Source organism: Acinetobacter sp. T63 (assembly GCF_053852345.1).
The window spans coordinates 1921449-1936646 of the sequence record NZ_CM132659.1 but is presented as its reverse complement, the minus strand read 5'-3'; the positions used below and the strand labels follow the sequence as shown (position 1 = coordinate 1936646).

The 15198-nt window shown below is 42.3% G+C and carries 16 protein-coding genes, 1 tRNA gene and 1 pseudogene; 8 read left to right on the top strand and 10 right to left on the bottom strand.

From position 1 onward, the window contains the following. Positions 1 to 189: 189 nt before the first annotated feature. The 4 genes from ACVLR6_RS09410 to ACVLR6_RS09395 are packed head-to-tail and all read right to left on the bottom strand — an operon-like array spanning position 190 to position 3381. On the bottom strand, positions 190 to 840 hold the full coding sequence (locus tag ACVLR6_RS09410; RefSeq protein ID WP_045795622.1) for a hypothetical protein: 651 nt from the start codon (positions 838 to 840) through the stop codon (positions 190 to 192). Between the two features lie 20 nt (positions 841 to 860). Continuing rightward, positions 861 to 1676, bottom strand: coding sequence for an NADPH-dependent 7-cyano-7-deazaguanine reductase QueF (gene queF, locus ACVLR6_RS09405; protein WP_127799578.1), 816 nt, complete (start codon positions 1674 to 1676; stop codon positions 861 to 863). Continuing rightward, positions 1676 to 2449, bottom strand: coding sequence for an ABC transporter permease (locus ACVLR6_RS09400; RefSeq protein ID WP_005179108.1), 774 nt, complete (start codon positions 2447 to 2449; stop codon positions 1676 to 1678). The genes queF and ACVLR6_RS09400 overlap by 1 nt, the downstream gene beginning before the upstream one ends. Further along, positions 2446 to 3381: an ABC transporter ATP-binding protein gene (locus tag ACVLR6_RS09395; RefSeq protein ID WP_005179107.1), complete on the bottom strand. Its 936-nt coding sequence runs from the start codon at positions 3379 to 3381 to the stop codon at positions 2446 to 2448. The genes ACVLR6_RS09400 and ACVLR6_RS09395 overlap by 4 nt, the downstream gene beginning before the upstream one ends. A gap of 180 nt (positions 3382 to 3561) precedes the next feature. Here ACVLR6_RS09395 and ACVLR6_RS09390 point away from each other — a divergent pair. Both ACVLR6_RS09390 and ACVLR6_RS09385 read left to right on the top strand, forming a co-directional pair. Further along, positions 3562 to 3638 (top strand) — tRNA-Arg (locus ACVLR6_RS09390). A gap of 548 nt (positions 3639 to 4186) precedes the next feature. After that, positions 4187 to 4405: a hypothetical protein gene (locus ACVLR6_RS09385; RefSeq protein ID WP_005179105.1), complete on the top strand. Its 219-nt coding sequence runs from the start codon at positions 4187 to 4189 to the stop codon at positions 4403 to 4405. Between the two features lie 100 nt (positions 4406 to 4505). Here the strand turns inward: ACVLR6_RS09385 and ACVLR6_RS09380 are convergent, their stop codons facing one another. Next, positions 4506 to 4688 carry a hypothetical protein gene (locus tag ACVLR6_RS09380; protein ID WP_005179103.1) on the bottom strand — a complete coding sequence of 61 codons (183 nt, stop codon included), beginning with the start codon at positions 4686 to 4688 and terminating at the stop codon, positions 4506 to 4508. Positions 4689 to 5347: 659 nt separating this feature from the next. On the opposite strand from ACVLR6_RS09380, the gene ACVLR6_RS09375 reads away from it, so the two are divergent. After that, the gene (locus ACVLR6_RS09375) at positions 5348 to 5566 is read left to right on the top strand and encodes a hypothetical protein (protein ID WP_005179101.1); all 219 of its coding nucleotides are present in this window, start codon (positions 5348 to 5350) and stop codon (positions 5564 to 5566) included. Positions 5567 to 5608: 42 nt separating this feature from the next. Here the strand turns inward: ACVLR6_RS09375 and ACVLR6_RS09370 are convergent, their stop codons facing one another. The 4 genes from ACVLR6_RS09370 to ACVLR6_RS09355 all read right to left on the bottom strand — a co-directional run bounded on the left by ACVLR6_RS09370 (position 5609) and on the right by ACVLR6_RS09355 (position 8079). Next, positions 5609 to 5899: a hypothetical protein gene (locus ACVLR6_RS09370; RefSeq protein WP_005179099.1), complete on the bottom strand. Its 291-nt coding sequence runs from the start codon at positions 5897 to 5899 to the stop codon at positions 5609 to 5611. Positions 5900 to 6031: 132 nt separating this feature from the next. Then, on the bottom strand, positions 6032 to 6382 hold the full coding sequence (locus ACVLR6_RS09365) for a hypothetical protein (protein ID WP_016659196.1): 351 nt from the start codon (positions 6380 to 6382) through the stop codon (positions 6032 to 6034). A gap of 216 nt (positions 6383 to 6598) precedes the next feature. After that, complete coding sequence (locus ACVLR6_RS09360; protein ID WP_045794834.1) at positions 6599 to 7294, bottom strand: hypothetical protein; 696 nt, start codon at positions 7292 to 7294, stop codon at positions 6599 to 6601. Positions 7295 to 7380: 86 nt separating this feature from the next. Further along, positions 7381 to 8079: a putative quorum-sensing-regulated virulence factor gene (locus ACVLR6_RS09355; protein WP_005179094.1), complete on the bottom strand. Its 699-nt coding sequence runs from the start codon at positions 8077 to 8079 to the stop codon at positions 7381 to 7383. A gap of 251 nt (positions 8080 to 8330) precedes the next feature. Between ACVLR6_RS09355 and ACVLR6_RS09350 the strand changes: the two are divergent. Both ACVLR6_RS09350 and glyA read left to right on the top strand, forming a co-directional pair. Continuing rightward, positions 8331 to 9585: pseudogene (locus ACVLR6_RS09350) on the top strand (alpha/beta hydrolase). A gap of 175 nt (positions 9586 to 9760) precedes the next feature. Next, complete coding sequence (gene glyA / locus ACVLR6_RS09345) at positions 9761 to 11014, top strand: serine hydroxymethyltransferase (protein WP_005179092.1); 1254 nt, start codon at positions 9761 to 9763, stop codon at positions 11012 to 11014. Positions 11015 to 11058: 44 nt separating this feature from the next. Here the strand turns inward: glyA and ACVLR6_RS09340 are convergent, their stop codons facing one another. Next, entirely contained in the window at positions 11059 to 12363 is a 1305-nt protein-coding gene (locus ACVLR6_RS09340; protein ID WP_455995082.1) for an IS4 family transposase, read from the bottom strand. A gap of 216 nt (positions 12364 to 12579) precedes the next feature. Here ACVLR6_RS09340 and rnk point away from each other — a divergent pair, with 216 nt between their 5' ends. The 3 genes from rnk (at position 12580) to ACVLR6_RS09325 (ending at position 15158) form a co-directional block, all read left to right on the top strand. Beyond that, entirely contained in the window at positions 12580 to 12984 is a 405-nt protein-coding gene (rnk, locus tag ACVLR6_RS09335; protein WP_005179090.1) for a nucleoside diphosphate kinase regulator, read from the top strand. A 231-nt stretch (positions 12985 to 13215) separates the two neighbouring features. Then, positions 13216 to 14004, top strand: coding sequence for a hypothetical protein (locus tag ACVLR6_RS09330; RefSeq protein ID WP_005179089.1), 789 nt, complete (start codon positions 13216 to 13218; stop codon positions 14002 to 14004). Positions 14005 to 14024: 20 nt separating this feature from the next. Continuing rightward, positions 14025 to 15158: a toxic anion resistance protein gene (locus ACVLR6_RS09325; protein WP_168414376.1), complete on the top strand. Its 1134-nt coding sequence runs from the start codon at positions 14025 to 14027 to the stop codon at positions 15156 to 15158. Positions 15159 to 15198: the final 40 nt, after the last annotated feature.

Genomic DNA, 15198 nt, shown 5'->3' with positions numbered 1-15198 from the left:
AGATAACATTCATTCTGGCGCTACAGGCAAGCGCATATACAAAAAGTGACAAAGCCTGTCTAAAAAATGCGCGCTGTTTGTAACAAAGTTCAACCGGGGCTTCATCATCCCTTCTTTATAGAGAAATGTTGCGGTAAAAGTGGCATAAAAAAACCTGACCGGAGTCAGGTTTATTGAAGGTGTTTCTACTTATGCATGAAACAGGGTGTCATGATATTCCGCCAGCGCGACCAGTTCATCTTTGGTCAGATTTGGAATAATTTTATCCACCGCAATATGTACAGCTTTAATAACCGCAGCTGAGCCAATATCAGCTGCTTTACGTTTGATCATGCCCAAATCGAGGGTTTTATTAAAGTCATTCATAAAATGACGCACAGTAGCTTCAGCAAACTGTTTATACAACTCGGCCAAAGCAGACTTGTTAATGTCATTGCCGGCTTTAATTTCGGCATAGGTGTTTTTTAGATTGGTCACCAGGCTGGCATCTAAACTTTCACCGACACGCGTGTTGCCGTCTGCATCTTTAAACAGGCTGCGTTCAGAAAATTCAATTGATTGCTTGACCACATCGTTCGGGGCTTTACTCAACAATTGCTTGAGTAACACCGCTACGGTGGATTTGACATAACCGGCCAGTTTTTCCGCAGTATCGCGTTTGTCACTTGGCGGGAAACGGCGGACAAGCTCGGTTAAAATGGCATCAATGATTTCATCATTAATCATTAATGCTGTTTTATCACGTAATGGATACAGCGGTTCGCTTGAATTTTTTTTCTGCTGCGCAGTTTGAATGGTATTTAAAAGTTCCTCGGAAGGAATAAAACCAAAAAATGGCATCTGTTAACCTCAATGTTTTTTTATTGTCGCGCTAAACGAATAGGGCGAGGCATCCATGTTAAATCCGATACACGACATGGATTAATGTCTAATCCGCCACGACGTGTATAGGTGGCATACACCATCAGTTTTTCAGGATTCAGGTTTTGCCAGATGTCGGCAAACATCTGTTCAACACATTGCTCATGAAAACCGTTATGCTGACGGTAAGAAATAATATAAGCCAAAATACTGCGATAACAAGGTTTTTTACCCTGATAGCGGATAAAAACTGTGCCCCAGTCAGGTTGACCGGTGACCGGACAGTTACTTCTCAGTAAATGTGAATACAGTTGCACTTCGACCTGTTCGTCTTGCTCGGCATCGTGCTGTAATAAGGACGCATCCGGATGATTTTCCAGTCGGGTCGGGCTTAAGTCATCAATACATATGCCTTCAGGATGGCTAATTGCCAGATCATCGACAGATAACAGTTCCAGATTGACCTGTGCCTGTGCCGCGGCTGATAAATCCTGCTCGACGGTATTGATCAGCGCGTCTGTTGAAGCAAAGGTGCTAAAGTTCAAACTGTTGAAATACAGCTTTAAAGATTTCGACTCGATTAAATTTGGTGAGGTGGCAGGCAAGTGAATCCGGCCAATAGCAACTTGCGGAACGCCGGCTGCATTTAACCAGGACATCTCAAAGACATGCCACCAGTCTTTACCTTGTTGAACACCAGCCACATGCGCATATTTTTCCCGCGCTTCAGCACGCGCAATCGGAAACAGCACATCAGGTTGATAGGTTGTTGGGTACTGAGTGTCTTTACCCAATAAAGAATTTTCTACGCTCATTATTCACGCATTCCTGAACCACGGGAGAGTAAATGATAGGCAATGCCATATAACACAGCACAGCATAATGTAATCACGCCTAAGGAAACGGTCACGTTGACATCGCTATGTCCTAAAATGCCATAACGGAAGGCGTTGACCATATACACCACAGGGTTAATTAAAGAAAGGTTTTGCCAAAACGGCGATAATGCACTAATTGCATAGAACACACCACCTAAATAGGTGAGCGGTGTCAGCACAAAGGTTGGAATAATGGAAATGTCATCAAATGATTTGGCATAGACCGCATTAATAAAACCGCCTAAAGACAGTAATAATGAAGTGATCAGTACGGTATAAATGGTCACAAACCAGTTGGTAATGTACAGGTCGGTGAAAAACAGACTCATTAAGGTCACAATAATGCCGACCAGTACGCCACGACACACTCCACCCAGCACATAGCCCCACAAAATGGCATGTAATGGCACCGGACTCATGATCAGTTCTTCAATGCTTTTCTGGAATTTGGCACTAAAGAAACTAGAGGAGACGTTGGCATAACTATTGGTAATGACCGCCATCATGATCAGGCCGGGCACAATAAACTGCATATAGCTAAAGCCGCCCATTTCCCCAATACGTGAACCGACCAGATTACCGAAAATCACGAAATATAGACTCATGGTGATGGCCGGTGGTAACAGGGTTTGTGGCCAGATCCGCATAAAACGGCGGATTTCCTTATGAACCAGCGTATACAGCGCAACTCTTAATTGATTAAAGTTCATTGCGCGACTCCTGCAAGATTTTTCTCTACCATCTTCACAAATAATTCTTCAAGACGATTGGCCTTGTTGCGCATACTGCGCACCTGTACCCCTTGTGATTCCAGTAACTGGAACAGCTCATTCACGGTATGGGCCTTGTCCATAGTCACTTCCAGGGTCAGCGGATCGACCAGATTAAAACGTACCCCGATAATATCCAGATGAATGGGCTGAATCGGCTGAACTAGATCGAAAATAAAGGTTTCTTCATTCAGCTGGTTCAGGAAGCCTTTCATGGTGGTGTCTTCTTTAATCACACCGCGGTCAATAATGGCAATCCGGCGGCACAGCATTTCCGCTTCTTCCAGGTAGTGGGTGGTCAGAATAATGGAAGTGCCACTATTGTTCATTTCAATCAGGAAATCCCACATCGAGCGGCGCAGTTCGATATCGACCCCGGCGGTCGGTTCATCCAGAATCAGCAATTTCGGTTCATGCATCATGGCGCGGGCAATCATCAAGCGGCGTTTCATCCCGCCAGATAGCATTCGCGCTTGCGTGGCACGTTTATCCCACAGCCCCAGTTTTTCTAAATACAGTTCGGCGCGCTGCTGCGCCACTTTTTTGGGAATACCGTAATAACCGGCCTGGGTCACCAGAATATCAAAGGTTTTTTCAAAATGACCAAAGTTAAACTCTTGTGGTACCACGCCCAGACACTGTTTGGCCTGTGAAGGATGGGTATCCAGATTGTGGCCAAAAATTTCCACGGTGCCCGAGGTTTTCTTGGTTAAGGAGCTAATGATACTGATCGTTGTAGATTTGCCTGCACCGTTGGGACCCAGCAGCGCATAAAATTCACCTTCAGGTACAGTCAAATTGATACCTTTTAAGGCCTGAAACCCATTGCGATAGGTTTTAGACAAGTCTCTTAACGTCAATGCATCAGTCATGAAAATCTCGCATGGTGTAGGGAGAGGCTATTGTGAGCGATATTGCCCAATAAACCAAGTAATCTACCGGGAATTCTGCATCGTATATTTGGAACGATTGCTTAAAGCATAAGCATAAAAATAAAGAACTTATATATAGTTGCTTTACCTTGTGCATTTTTTTGTTATGATGTGCGACGCGCGCTCGTAGCTCAGTTGGATAGAGTACAAGTTTCCGAAGCTTGGGGTCGTGGGTTCGATTCCCGCCGGGCGCACCAAATTCTGATCCATAAAAAACTATAAAAATTACCAAGATTCAATCATTTAAAATTCTTTACTTCAGTTTTGAACCAAAATCCTTTCCATAATCTGGCTTGAATAACGAATGCTGAACCATCATCGAAGGGCAATGCTTATTGGTTTGCCTTTCTATCTGTGGTTAAAAAGTAGTCATAGGACTGCATTTTCTTTGTATTTTTATCTTTGTTCTGATTAAAAAATATCACTTTTAGGTTTTTACAGCCTCATCACCGGCAAAACAGAAACATCCGCTTTAAGCTTTACATGAGGACAGAAAGGCTGAATAAAAAATCTGTTTAATCAGAAAAATCTCGTCACTACATCAGATCAGTTTAGTGAAATATAGAAGCACCTAAATTTAAATAATCTATATGATTTTAAAATGTTTTTTCTTTATATGACTGGCATTGAGATGGCATATCAAAAATAAGCATAACTGTCGGATGAATTCGCCATAGCCGGAAGCGATTTTTCAGCCTATAAATGTCGCAGGGTAAATTACTAAAACACCATAAGAGTCAGAACAATGGGTTATATCGTTAAATTAATTCCTGAAGAAGTCTATTTTGTGCCGAATGATCATGAAATTGGCATGACAGAATCGCGTGAAAAAGCAATTGTAGAGGGTCTGTTTTTCGAATATGCCAATGCGCGGGCAAAAGTCAGGCTGTTTAATAAAGACCTGGTTGAAAATATTGATTACATCATTGAATCGACCAGCGAAGATCCGGTGCAACTCAAGTAAAGCTAGACATAATCCAAGAAAAATAATCACAGAAAAAGGACGCTGAATTGAGCGTCCTTTTGATAAATAGGGGATCAATGAGTCGTATCTAGCTTATTCATTATGGATGATTCGGTTCCTGATACACAATCAGGGCCGTTAAAATAGGAACTGCGAAGGCTGGAATTAACAGCATAATCCAGTACTCGACGCTTGGCATGTTGCTCAAGAATTGATACACGATAAAACCTAGACCTAAAACTGCAAACAGGCAGAATGCAAACAGAATAATAAATTTTTGCATCTTCAATTCCTCTTTTTAATTTAATGTCTCAAGTCCACTATAACGGATAACGCAGAATTTAGAAAAAGACTTATGTTTCATTCTGTTGCCGGCGATTGTTTGCTATCAATCTAGCGATAGAGCAGGGTGAAAATGAGAGCAGATGCGCTGAAAAAATAAGGCTGAACTTCACGACAGCAATATAATAAGCCTGATTAAGTTTTGTTCAATAGTCTTTTTGCTATACAAATGCTGAGAAATGTTAGAAGGCTTGCCAATCCAAGCCGAAGGGGACTATAGTGAACCTACAGTAGGTCGCAAAACAAAGACGCTACGATGTAGTTGGACGGATCAATGACAGCTTGTTGAGTTTGTAACTCCGGTTCAAACAATAGATCTAGCACTAGCCTTCCAACATAAAAAAGCTCGCAGCAATGCGAGCTTTTTCTTGCTTAAAATCACGATGAATTGAGCGTCACATTGAGCAAATTGTTAAGAATAAGAAAAATCGGATAAAATGTTAAACCATAAAAATCAATCACTTATTTTTAATTATACTGACCTAATAAAGCATAGAATTAACATTGTCAAACAAATTAACAACTCTGTTTAGTCAAACTTGAATCAGCTATGCTATAACAAATTGTCTTCAAGAAAACCAATGATAAGAGGAAATAACCATGAGCCAATTAATTGATATTAAAGTAGAAGATCAGTATCAGCACCGTTATGATGCCAAAGCACAGCTGCGTCAGATTGCTGAAAATGCCAAAACAGCTGAATTGCCGTTATTTAAGAAAATTGACCATATTATTGTCGAGGATGAAATTATCCTGCCAAGTATTGAATTATTTTTTGAAAGCCAGAAGAGCAATAATATTTATAAAATTATTGAATAGAAAGAAACTTAGCATTTGCTAAGTTTCTTGTTTTAAGCTGGCCTAAGCGGTTTCAAACTGATTCAGCACATGCGCCAACAGTTGATAAAGTGCCAGACGATTTTTATTGGCCTGCTCAACTTCTGTTTTATTTAAGCGGATTTCTTTTTTCAAACGACCTTGTGTACGTTGTTGTACACAGACATGCTGCGAAGATACCGGATCATTTTTAAGCGTTAATTGTGGGCCTTGATGATAATGAAACAAGGCATGCAAACATTGATCCAAGCTCGGATAAAAATGAGAAATGGTTAAGGCGGTGAGGTTCGCAGACTTAGGGATATGCCGACTCATACGTCTTTACTCTTTATTTATAAGTGACCTGATTCTAAAAGACTTGTGCCCATTTTGCATGCATAAAGTTGTAAAAAGCGATGCCTGATCTTCAAAGACTTCAAAACAGGTGATGATTTCACTCTAACCGCTTTAAATCAGGCTGACATCCACATCGTATTTATGAAATTCCTGCAAAATGCTGCGCAGCATCTGTTGGGCGGTTTCATCTGCAGCGTTCAGGATGATTTCCTGATTGCGGGTGCTGTCGAAGCATTCAATCGCCTGAATCAGCCAGCGCTGTTCATGTTCGGTGCTGTGAATGATGATACGGCGGGGCTGTAACTGTGCAGAAACCTGACGTGGAATGACATGGGTAATGGCCAGCTGAATCTGCTTGAGTTCGTCTTTAGGACTTAAAAAGGTGATGACCCAGTTGCCGACTTTGCTGAGTTGCATCGGATTATCAAAGGGTTCAAATTGCAGGTAGTGCAGGGCAGACATGCTTCATTCCCAACAGAATACAGAGCTGTTGTTATGCCGTGCTGTGGCCAATCTCACTATTGGTCTTAAGTCTTAGTGTTTTAAGAAAGGATTGCTTATTTTTAATTATTTTTCTAAAAGCTGAACAATAACCGCTATTTATAAAGGTTTTTAGCGCATATAAAGAAAATTCTTAGATGAAAAAAGACTTAAAGCAAAGCAAAATTATATGAATCTTCAGGCACTTTGCAGGCTTTGCAGCGAAAAGTTAATTTGCTGTAAAGCATGGTTCAGTTCTTTTGGTGGCAAACGCGATTCCTGTAATTCGGTAATCCACTGCATTTGACACAGTTTCAGGCTACGAATATCTGGTGCGGCCTGAATGCGGAGAATAAGCTGCTTGGCCATTAGTCCACAATAGCGCTGTAACAAGCTAGCCATTAATTGCTTGGTGTCTTCAAAGCTCAAGGCAACCAGCGGTTCTGGCTCTGGTTCCACTTCTGGCGGCACTTCAATTTCCAGGACCGGAATTTCTGGAGCAATCTGAGCGGGTTCGGCTTCAGCCACTTTGGCCGCTGAAGACGGGGCAATAATATGTTCGACCCATTTTTCCACCAGTTTTGGTACCGGCGTATTTAAGGTGGTTTTAATTTCTGAACGTAGGGTAGAGGCTGCTTCACTTTGCGGTTCGGCTTGAGCTGGCACCAAAATTTCTGCTTCAGCTGGCTCGGTCGCAGCAGAGCTGATTAAACCCATCTCCAGTAATTGTTCAATTAATTCTGGCGTGGCAATACGTTGTTTAAACTGGTCGCCCAATTGCTCGAAATCTTCGGTTCCAATTAGCACCAAAAGACGGCGTTGACGTGCATTCAATTGCAGCTGGCGTTGTTGCAGGGCGTCAATGCCCAACTGTGTTTTATGATAATGAATCATGCCTTAATTTATTCCCCAAATAAATTAAGGCTGACTATAAAGAATGAAAATTACACTAATATGAAGGGTTTATGACATTGTTGGGCTTAGAGTGTGACGATGTTGGCGTTCTCAAGGGCTTTTCTTAAATAAGGGTCAAGTTCATCCTGACGCAGCAACCATTGGATATAATCATTTGGTAAATCGGCAATGGCCGTACCACGATGCTTACCAAAACTCATGACGCGTGGAATACGGGCGTCTTCAGATGCAGCATATAAGGCTTCAATACTGTCAATTTGCAGATGATGCACAATATGCATCAGGATATTGGCGGTCAGAATAATATCCATATCGGCCCGATGGGCTTTTTTAATCATATCGCGGGCTTTTTCGCTGCCTTTGCTGATCATATAAATTAAGGCAGAAATGTTGTGTGCTTCAACATCTGGCCAGACCAGACGCGCCAGAGCAAGGGTACAAATCGCCTTAATATGAGAAGTATCAACACCGCATTTTTGAATAGCGCGAATGTCATAATCAATATTGTGACCAATGATATACAGCGTTTCTTCAGGTAGGCAGAAGCTGGTGTAATGCGGCTGATCAATCAGGTCGGATTCCAGAATATGATGCACGGCCATCGCGGCATAGGAAATCGGTTCATCGACCTGATAAAACTGGTCAAAAATTTGCGATTTATCCAGGCTGATTTTGCCCTGTTGTAATTGAATGGGCGCATAGGCAACTTCGATCGGATAACCATTCAGGGTATGGGTTTCAGTGTCGAGAATAATCGCGTGCATGTGCTCATTCGCTTGTTAAGGGATTTAAAAAGCAATCTAACACTATCATGTTGAAAGTTACAGGGCTGTCGGGCGAATAATCGGCATTTGTGGGCCGTTCAGCTTATCTATTTTAAAGATAAGTGACTCTATTTTAATACAATACACTTATATATTAATTGCACTGATATTGCCTGAGCGCAGCAAACAGCGTAAAAGTGAAAATTGCGAAGGACGCAACTTTAGAATAATACCTGTATAAGGATAATCAGATGAGAAAAATATGGCTTAGCGTGGCGTTGGCCAGCAGCAGTTTATTTTTAACGGCATGTAATGATGACAATGACAACAGCGCAGTCATCATTGATGATGGTATTCCGAAGCATAATATTAGCCAGCCGGTAGTAAAAGTTGAACTTTATTTAGACCAGGATTCAAATGCAAATATGGTCTTACAGTCGGTTAGTGCTTCACAAACCTTGATGACATATAAAATGCTGGGGTGAATGGGCAGGAAACACAAGCTACGGCCTTGCTGTTTGAACCCAATCAGCCTAAACCGGCTGGTGGATGGCCCATTGTGGTCTGGGCGCATGGCACAACAGGTGTGGCAGACGCGTGTGCACCGAGCCGTCAAGGTTTAAAAGGAAATGAATACTTCATTGCTAAATTATTGGCTGCAGGTTACGCCGTTGTTGCACCCGACTATGAAGGTTTAGGTGAACCAAGCGGTAAAGAATCACATCCATTCTTAAATTTAAAAAGTGCGGCATATTCGATTACAGATGCTGTTGTCGCTGCAAGCAAACTTTTGGGTAATACGGCAGAAACGCGATGGAGTGTAGTTGGGCATTCACAGGGGGGGCATGCGGCTTTAGGTGCAGCACAGTATGCCTCACGGGCGCAGTTAAATTATAAAGGTGCCATAGCTATCGCACCTGCATCAAATTTAGCCTTGGTATTGGCGGGTGGTGAACAAAAAGCAGCTCAAGAGCAAGATGTAATAAAGTACAGACACTTGCACCATTAGATACGTTTACTGCTCTAATTGCTGCGGGGTTAAAAAATACTGCTCCAACCTTGCAATATTCTGAAATATTTGTACCGCCAACAGATCAACTTGCTGCTCAGGCAGAGTCTCTCTGTTATGAAACATTAGGTGGGAGTATAGCTCAGCCAATGCTAGAGCATGTGATGTCGGTTGGAAAATTGGATGGTTATCCGCGTACTCAACCGAATTTCATGACGACCATCCCTGAAGTTAAAGATTTCTTAACTAATAGCTCACAGCCGTTAAAAGTGAAAATCAGTACGCCTATATTTATTTATCAAGGAACAGCAGATCCAACTGTCCCGAAACAAGTTACCGATTACTTAGTTCAGTCGGCTCAAGGGGTGGGAACTAAAATTCATTACGTAACTGATCAGGACTTACCTATAGATCAGAAATGGGATCATGGCTCTGTATATGTCGATAATTGGGATGAGATTGTGGCGGATGTGAAATCGATCATGCCTACCCAATAATTTTTTCAATTCCGGTAAAGATAGAATTAATGATATAGCTCATGTTTTTATAAAAACATGGGCTATTTTTATGCAAAACTGATTAAAGTTGATGGGTAAAAAATATAAAGTTCATGTTACAATATGCGCCAATCTTAGCACGGCTTAAAAGCCCTACATGAATAGGACCTCGCTAATGTTTGCCAATATCTCTATTGCTGACTTTGATCCAGATTTAGCTCAAGCAATCTCTAATGAAGATGCGCGTCAAGAAGCGCATATTGAGCTAATCGCTTCAGAAAACTATTGCTCACCTGCAGTAATGGAAGCTCAAGGTTCAAAACTGACCAATAAATATGCAGAAGGCTACCCAGGCAAACGCTATTACGGCGGTTGTGAATATGTAGACGTTATTGAACAATTGGCTATTGACCGTGCTAAAGAACTCTTTGGTGCTGACTATGCTAACGTTCAGCCACACGCAGGTTCTCAAGCAAACTCTGCAGTTTACTTAGCATTACTGAACCCGGGCGACACGGTTTTGGGTATGAGCCTGGCTCACGGTGGTCACTTGACTCACGGTGCAAAAGTTAGCTTCTCTGGTAAAACATATAACGCGGTTCAGTACGGTTTAAACCCTGAAACTGGCGAAATCGACTATGAAGAAGTTGAACGTCTGGCTTTAGAACATAAACCACGCATGATCGTTGCTGGTTTCTCTGCATACAGCCAAATCGTAGATTGGCAGCGTTTCCGTGACATCGCAGACAAAGTAGGCGCTTACCTGTTTGTGGATATGGCACACGTGGCTGGTCTGGTTGCTGCAGGCGTTTACCCGAACCCGGTACAAATTGCTGACGTTACTACGACCACTACCCACAAAACACTACGTGGTCCACGTTCTGGTTTAATCCTGGCTAAAGCCAACGAAGAAATCGAGAAGAAATTACAATCTGCTGTGTTCCCAGGCAACCAGGGTGGTCCACTGGTTCACGCGATTGCTGCAAAAGCAATCTGCTTTAAAGAAGCAATGGCGCCTGAATACAAAGCCTATCAACAACAAGTGGTGAAAAACGCACAAGCGATGGCTGAAGTGTTAATCGAACGCGGTTACGATGTGGTATCTGGCGGTACGAAAAACCACTTGTTCCTGTTATCTTTAATTAAACAGGACATCACCGGTAAAGATGCGGATGCTTGGTTAGGTGCTGCTCATATCACTGTGAACAAAAACTCTGTACCAAACGATCCACGTTCTCCATTCGTCACTTCTGGTATCCGTATTGGTACACCAGCAGTAACCACACGTGGTTTCGGCGAAGCTGAAGTACGTGAACTGGCTGGCTGGATCGCTGACATCCTAGACAGCAAAGGGGATGAAGCTGTAATTGCTGATGTCAAAGCAAAAGTTGAAGCTGTTTGCGCGAAATTCCCGGTTTACGCGAAATAAGCCCGCACTTGAGAAAAAGCTCCCTCAAGGGTAATGCCAGTCAGTTAAGAGATTGACTGGCTTTTTCTTGGGTATTTTTGAGGTTTTCCTTTTACAACCCTTGGATAACTCCTCACTCTTCTCTCAGGTATAACATACCGATTAGATTTCTCCATTAAACTTTCCAGATGTTTGGGTAAATTACCTGCAGAAGCCAAAGAGTCGAATCTGAGTAAATTAAGAAGGGCAATAGATGCAATATGAAAACTGATCCTCAACGGGCTTACTTTGGCACGTTGAGCCATATATTTCATTTGTCTTCTTAGAACATTATAAGCAATCAAGACACCCCATAATTCTTGATAAATTAAGTCTGGCTGTTTGCTCCTTAAGTGCTTACCTTCCTGTAAATTGCTTTTAATTTCTCGGTAACACATTTCAATTTCCCAACGCTGAGCATATAACTTTGCCAAGGCTATAAGTGGGTATATCTTTGAATCTAATAATGAAGTGATATAACGGCGGATTTTTCCTGCCTGCTCAACTTCAATTAAACGTGCTTCCCAGTAATCTCCTAATGCTGGATTAAGTTTTTTGGCTCTTGCTGATATTGGCATCCTGATATGAAAATCATGTGGGGAATTCCGTTTAATTATGTCATAACGTAAATTATCTTTAGCTCGCATAAGCCAATGGCTTGATTCTCCACGTGTTTGCCAGCCTATTAAAAAATCAGCAGAGAAATAAGCTCGATCAAACAAAGTAATACTTTGTGCTGGAGGAGATAATTGATTTGCTAATGTGAGTTCACCTTGATCCATACTGCCTATTTGGGCATCTATGATTTCATGAGTATTGGTATTCACTAGACACGTGGCTCTAACTTGTGGGTAAGGTGCTACAGCAGTTTTACCTTTAGATGAGCCAAAATGATTAAAATTCTCCTTGGTCAGTGGCATAGACCAAACCACCCCGTCAACAGCACATACACTAAGACCTTGAAAGGTTGAATATTGTTGTTGTGATTCATCAAACCATGCTTGGCTGATTAAGGAGAATAAGGCAGCTAAGGGTTCTCGACCTAAACGTTGTCGAGCTTGGACAGCTGCACTAGGAACACAATAATCTGTTGTACCAAACACGAGTTTTAATTGTTCTACCACATAGCTGATGGGTTGATTGCGAAACAAGGCAAGCCCAAGAACAAGCCAAACCACGTGCTCAGCAGGTAATTTTCTCCTTCTGATCGATGCCTTACCTGTTTGATGCAGAGATGTTTCAATCCAATTTAAGTCAATAAGTTCACAAAAATGGCTAAGTGATGGGAGAGCATGTTCAAGAGTGGATTCTAAATGTTCAGATAAAGACATAAAAAAATGAGCGTATTTACATACACTCATTTTTACTACATTTTACTAAAATTTGCTTAACTGACTGGCATTACCCTCAAGGGAGCTTTTTTTATAGGTGCTAAAAAAAAATTGCAATTATTCAGCCGGATTAAATTCTGCTATAACAGTTGCATAGCACTTGTGAAATAGATCAATTATTTTTATTTTTGGCTGATAATGATAAAGGAACAAAGAATGGATAAACCGACAATTATTTTGTCTGAACAAGACTTGCACCGTTTAGAAACCATGCTTGAACATCAGTCTAAACTTACCCCGACCATGGAACATCTGGAAGATGAGCTGGCGCGTGCCGAAGTGGTTGCACCGCAAGATGTGCCAAGCAATGTGGTGACTATGAATGCCCGCGTGCTGGTGACCATCGCACCTTTCCCGGAACCAACCGAAATTACGCTGGTGTATCCGCATGACTTCCGTGGCGATAAAGGCCAGGTCAATGTACTGGCACCTGTCGGGGCGGCTATTTTAGGGCTGGCTGAAGGGCAGGAAATTGAATGGCCACAACCGGATGGTCATATTATGAAAGTCCGTATTGATAAAGTGTTGTATCAGCCGGAACGTGAAGGTGATTATTTATAATCTCCGCTGCGCGAAAAATTAAAGCCCTCAGTTGAGGGCTTTTGTGTCTTTGCAGTTTGGCTTAAAAATTTGATAAGTATGCGCGAAAAGGAGAGGATTCACTCTCTGTCATTGATCGGTAAAATATTGTTAATTTTAAATATTCCGCTTTTACTGCATTTGCAAAAAGCTACAGCTTGCTTTATATAAAAGTCTTAGTATAAAAAATGATTTGATCAAGCTGATGATGTTATGCCGCAAATAGATGTGTTAGAACCATTAACAGAGCTGGAGCTGAACCGGGATACCATTCTCTCGATCAAGCGTCATGAGCTGGTGCCGGTATTAAGTGACCAGTACAAATTAAATCATTATGCCGATGCCCTCATTCAGTCGCAGGCAGTGCTGTTAAACGGGGTTGATCCGCACATGACCCAGCAGCTCAGTCAAACCATTGAAGAATTGATCCGCATGCTGGCGGATTCCAAAAAATATCTGAAAAAACGCAAATTTAATGCGCTGCAAAAATGGCTGGGGATTGATCTGGAATATGGTTCCAGTCAGGTGGAATATTATAAAAAGCTGGACCGCTTACTCGATCAGGCCAATCATTTAAGCCAGAAATTACAGATTGAAATTCAGAAATCCCAGGCGCGTTTTCAGCAGTTACGTGGCTTAAGAGAGCAGATGGCCCAGCATATAGTGGCCGCTGAGGAGTTTTTGACTGAATATCCGAGTTTTGTGAAACATCAACATCCTTTAGATAACTTCTCGGAACGATTATCTAAAAAAATAAATACACTGCGCACACTGCAGGCGAGTAATGATATTGCCATTACCCAGATGCAGCTGAGCCAGCAGCTGTCATTTACCTTGTTGGACCGGTTTAAGGAAGCGCAGCAGGTGCTGATTCCGGCCTGGCAATATCATGTCAAACAAAGTCAGCAAAGCAGCTCGACAAGTGAGCTGGAAAAGCTTGATAATAGTCGGGAAAATCTGATTAAAACGCTAAAAAAATCACTCGAAAACAGCTCTAAATAGAATCAAATATAAGGTGACGTATGACCCATCCTGAACAGGTAAATGCCGTGGTGGAAGCCACAACCGAAGAAAATCAGCAGAAATTCCAGGCGCTCAATTTACAGGAAATTGGCTTGCAGCCATCCGATTTCGATGAGGTCATGGCCGCGCGTAAAGAACTGGCCGACTTAAGCCATAATTCGGTGGCGGAATATGGGAAAAATATTGCCACCAAAACTTCGACTTATACTGATGAACTGCTTCATCTGGTGCAGAATAAAGATCTGGATGCGACCGGGCAAAAGCTGAATCAGGTGGTACAGGTGGCGCAGCAGTTAAATACCAGCAGTATTCTCAACAAATCGAAAAGTTCCGGTTTTTTTGGCAGCCTGATCAGCAAGTTTAAAGGTGCCAAGCAGAATTTTGACCAGCACTTTAACAGCACCAAAGAACAGATTGATGTACTGGTCAAGGAAATTGAAACCTCGCAAAACGGCTTAAAAACCCGGGTCGATACTCTGGATAAAATGTTTGAAGGCGTGCAGGAAGAATATAAACAGCTGGGGATTTATATTGCCGCTGGCCAGCTCAAGCAGCAGGAAATCCAGCAGCAGATTGGCCAGTTAACCACCCAGGAACAGGACCAGAGTACCACCCAGAAAGTTTATGATTTAAATCATCTGGCCAATAATCTGGAAAAACGCGTCAGTGATTTACAGGTGTTGCAGCAATCGGCCATGCAGACCTTGCCGATGATCCGGATTATCCAGTCCAATAACCTGATGCTGGTCGACAAGTTTTATGCGATTAAAAACATTACTTTACCGGCCTGGAAAAACCAGATTAGTCTGGCAATTTCCTTAAATGAGCAAAAGAACAGTGTGCAGCTGGCCAACAGTATTGATGATGCCACCAATGAGCTGCTACGCCGTAATGCCGACCTGCTGCATCAGAACTCGGTCGATACCGCCAAAGCCAACCAGCGTTCAGTGATTGATATTGAAACGCTTGAACATGTGCAAAACACCCTCATTAAAACAGTCAATGATGTGATTCAGGTGCAAAAAGAGGGAATGCAAAAGCGTGCCGAAGCAACCACGCGTTTACGTGTGCTGCAAGATAACCTGAATCATCTGGTGCTTGAATCAAGTTCGAGCGGTTCCAATCCTTCCTGAGTAAACGCTGGCTCGGGAGTATTGCAAACGTAAGGAGAAT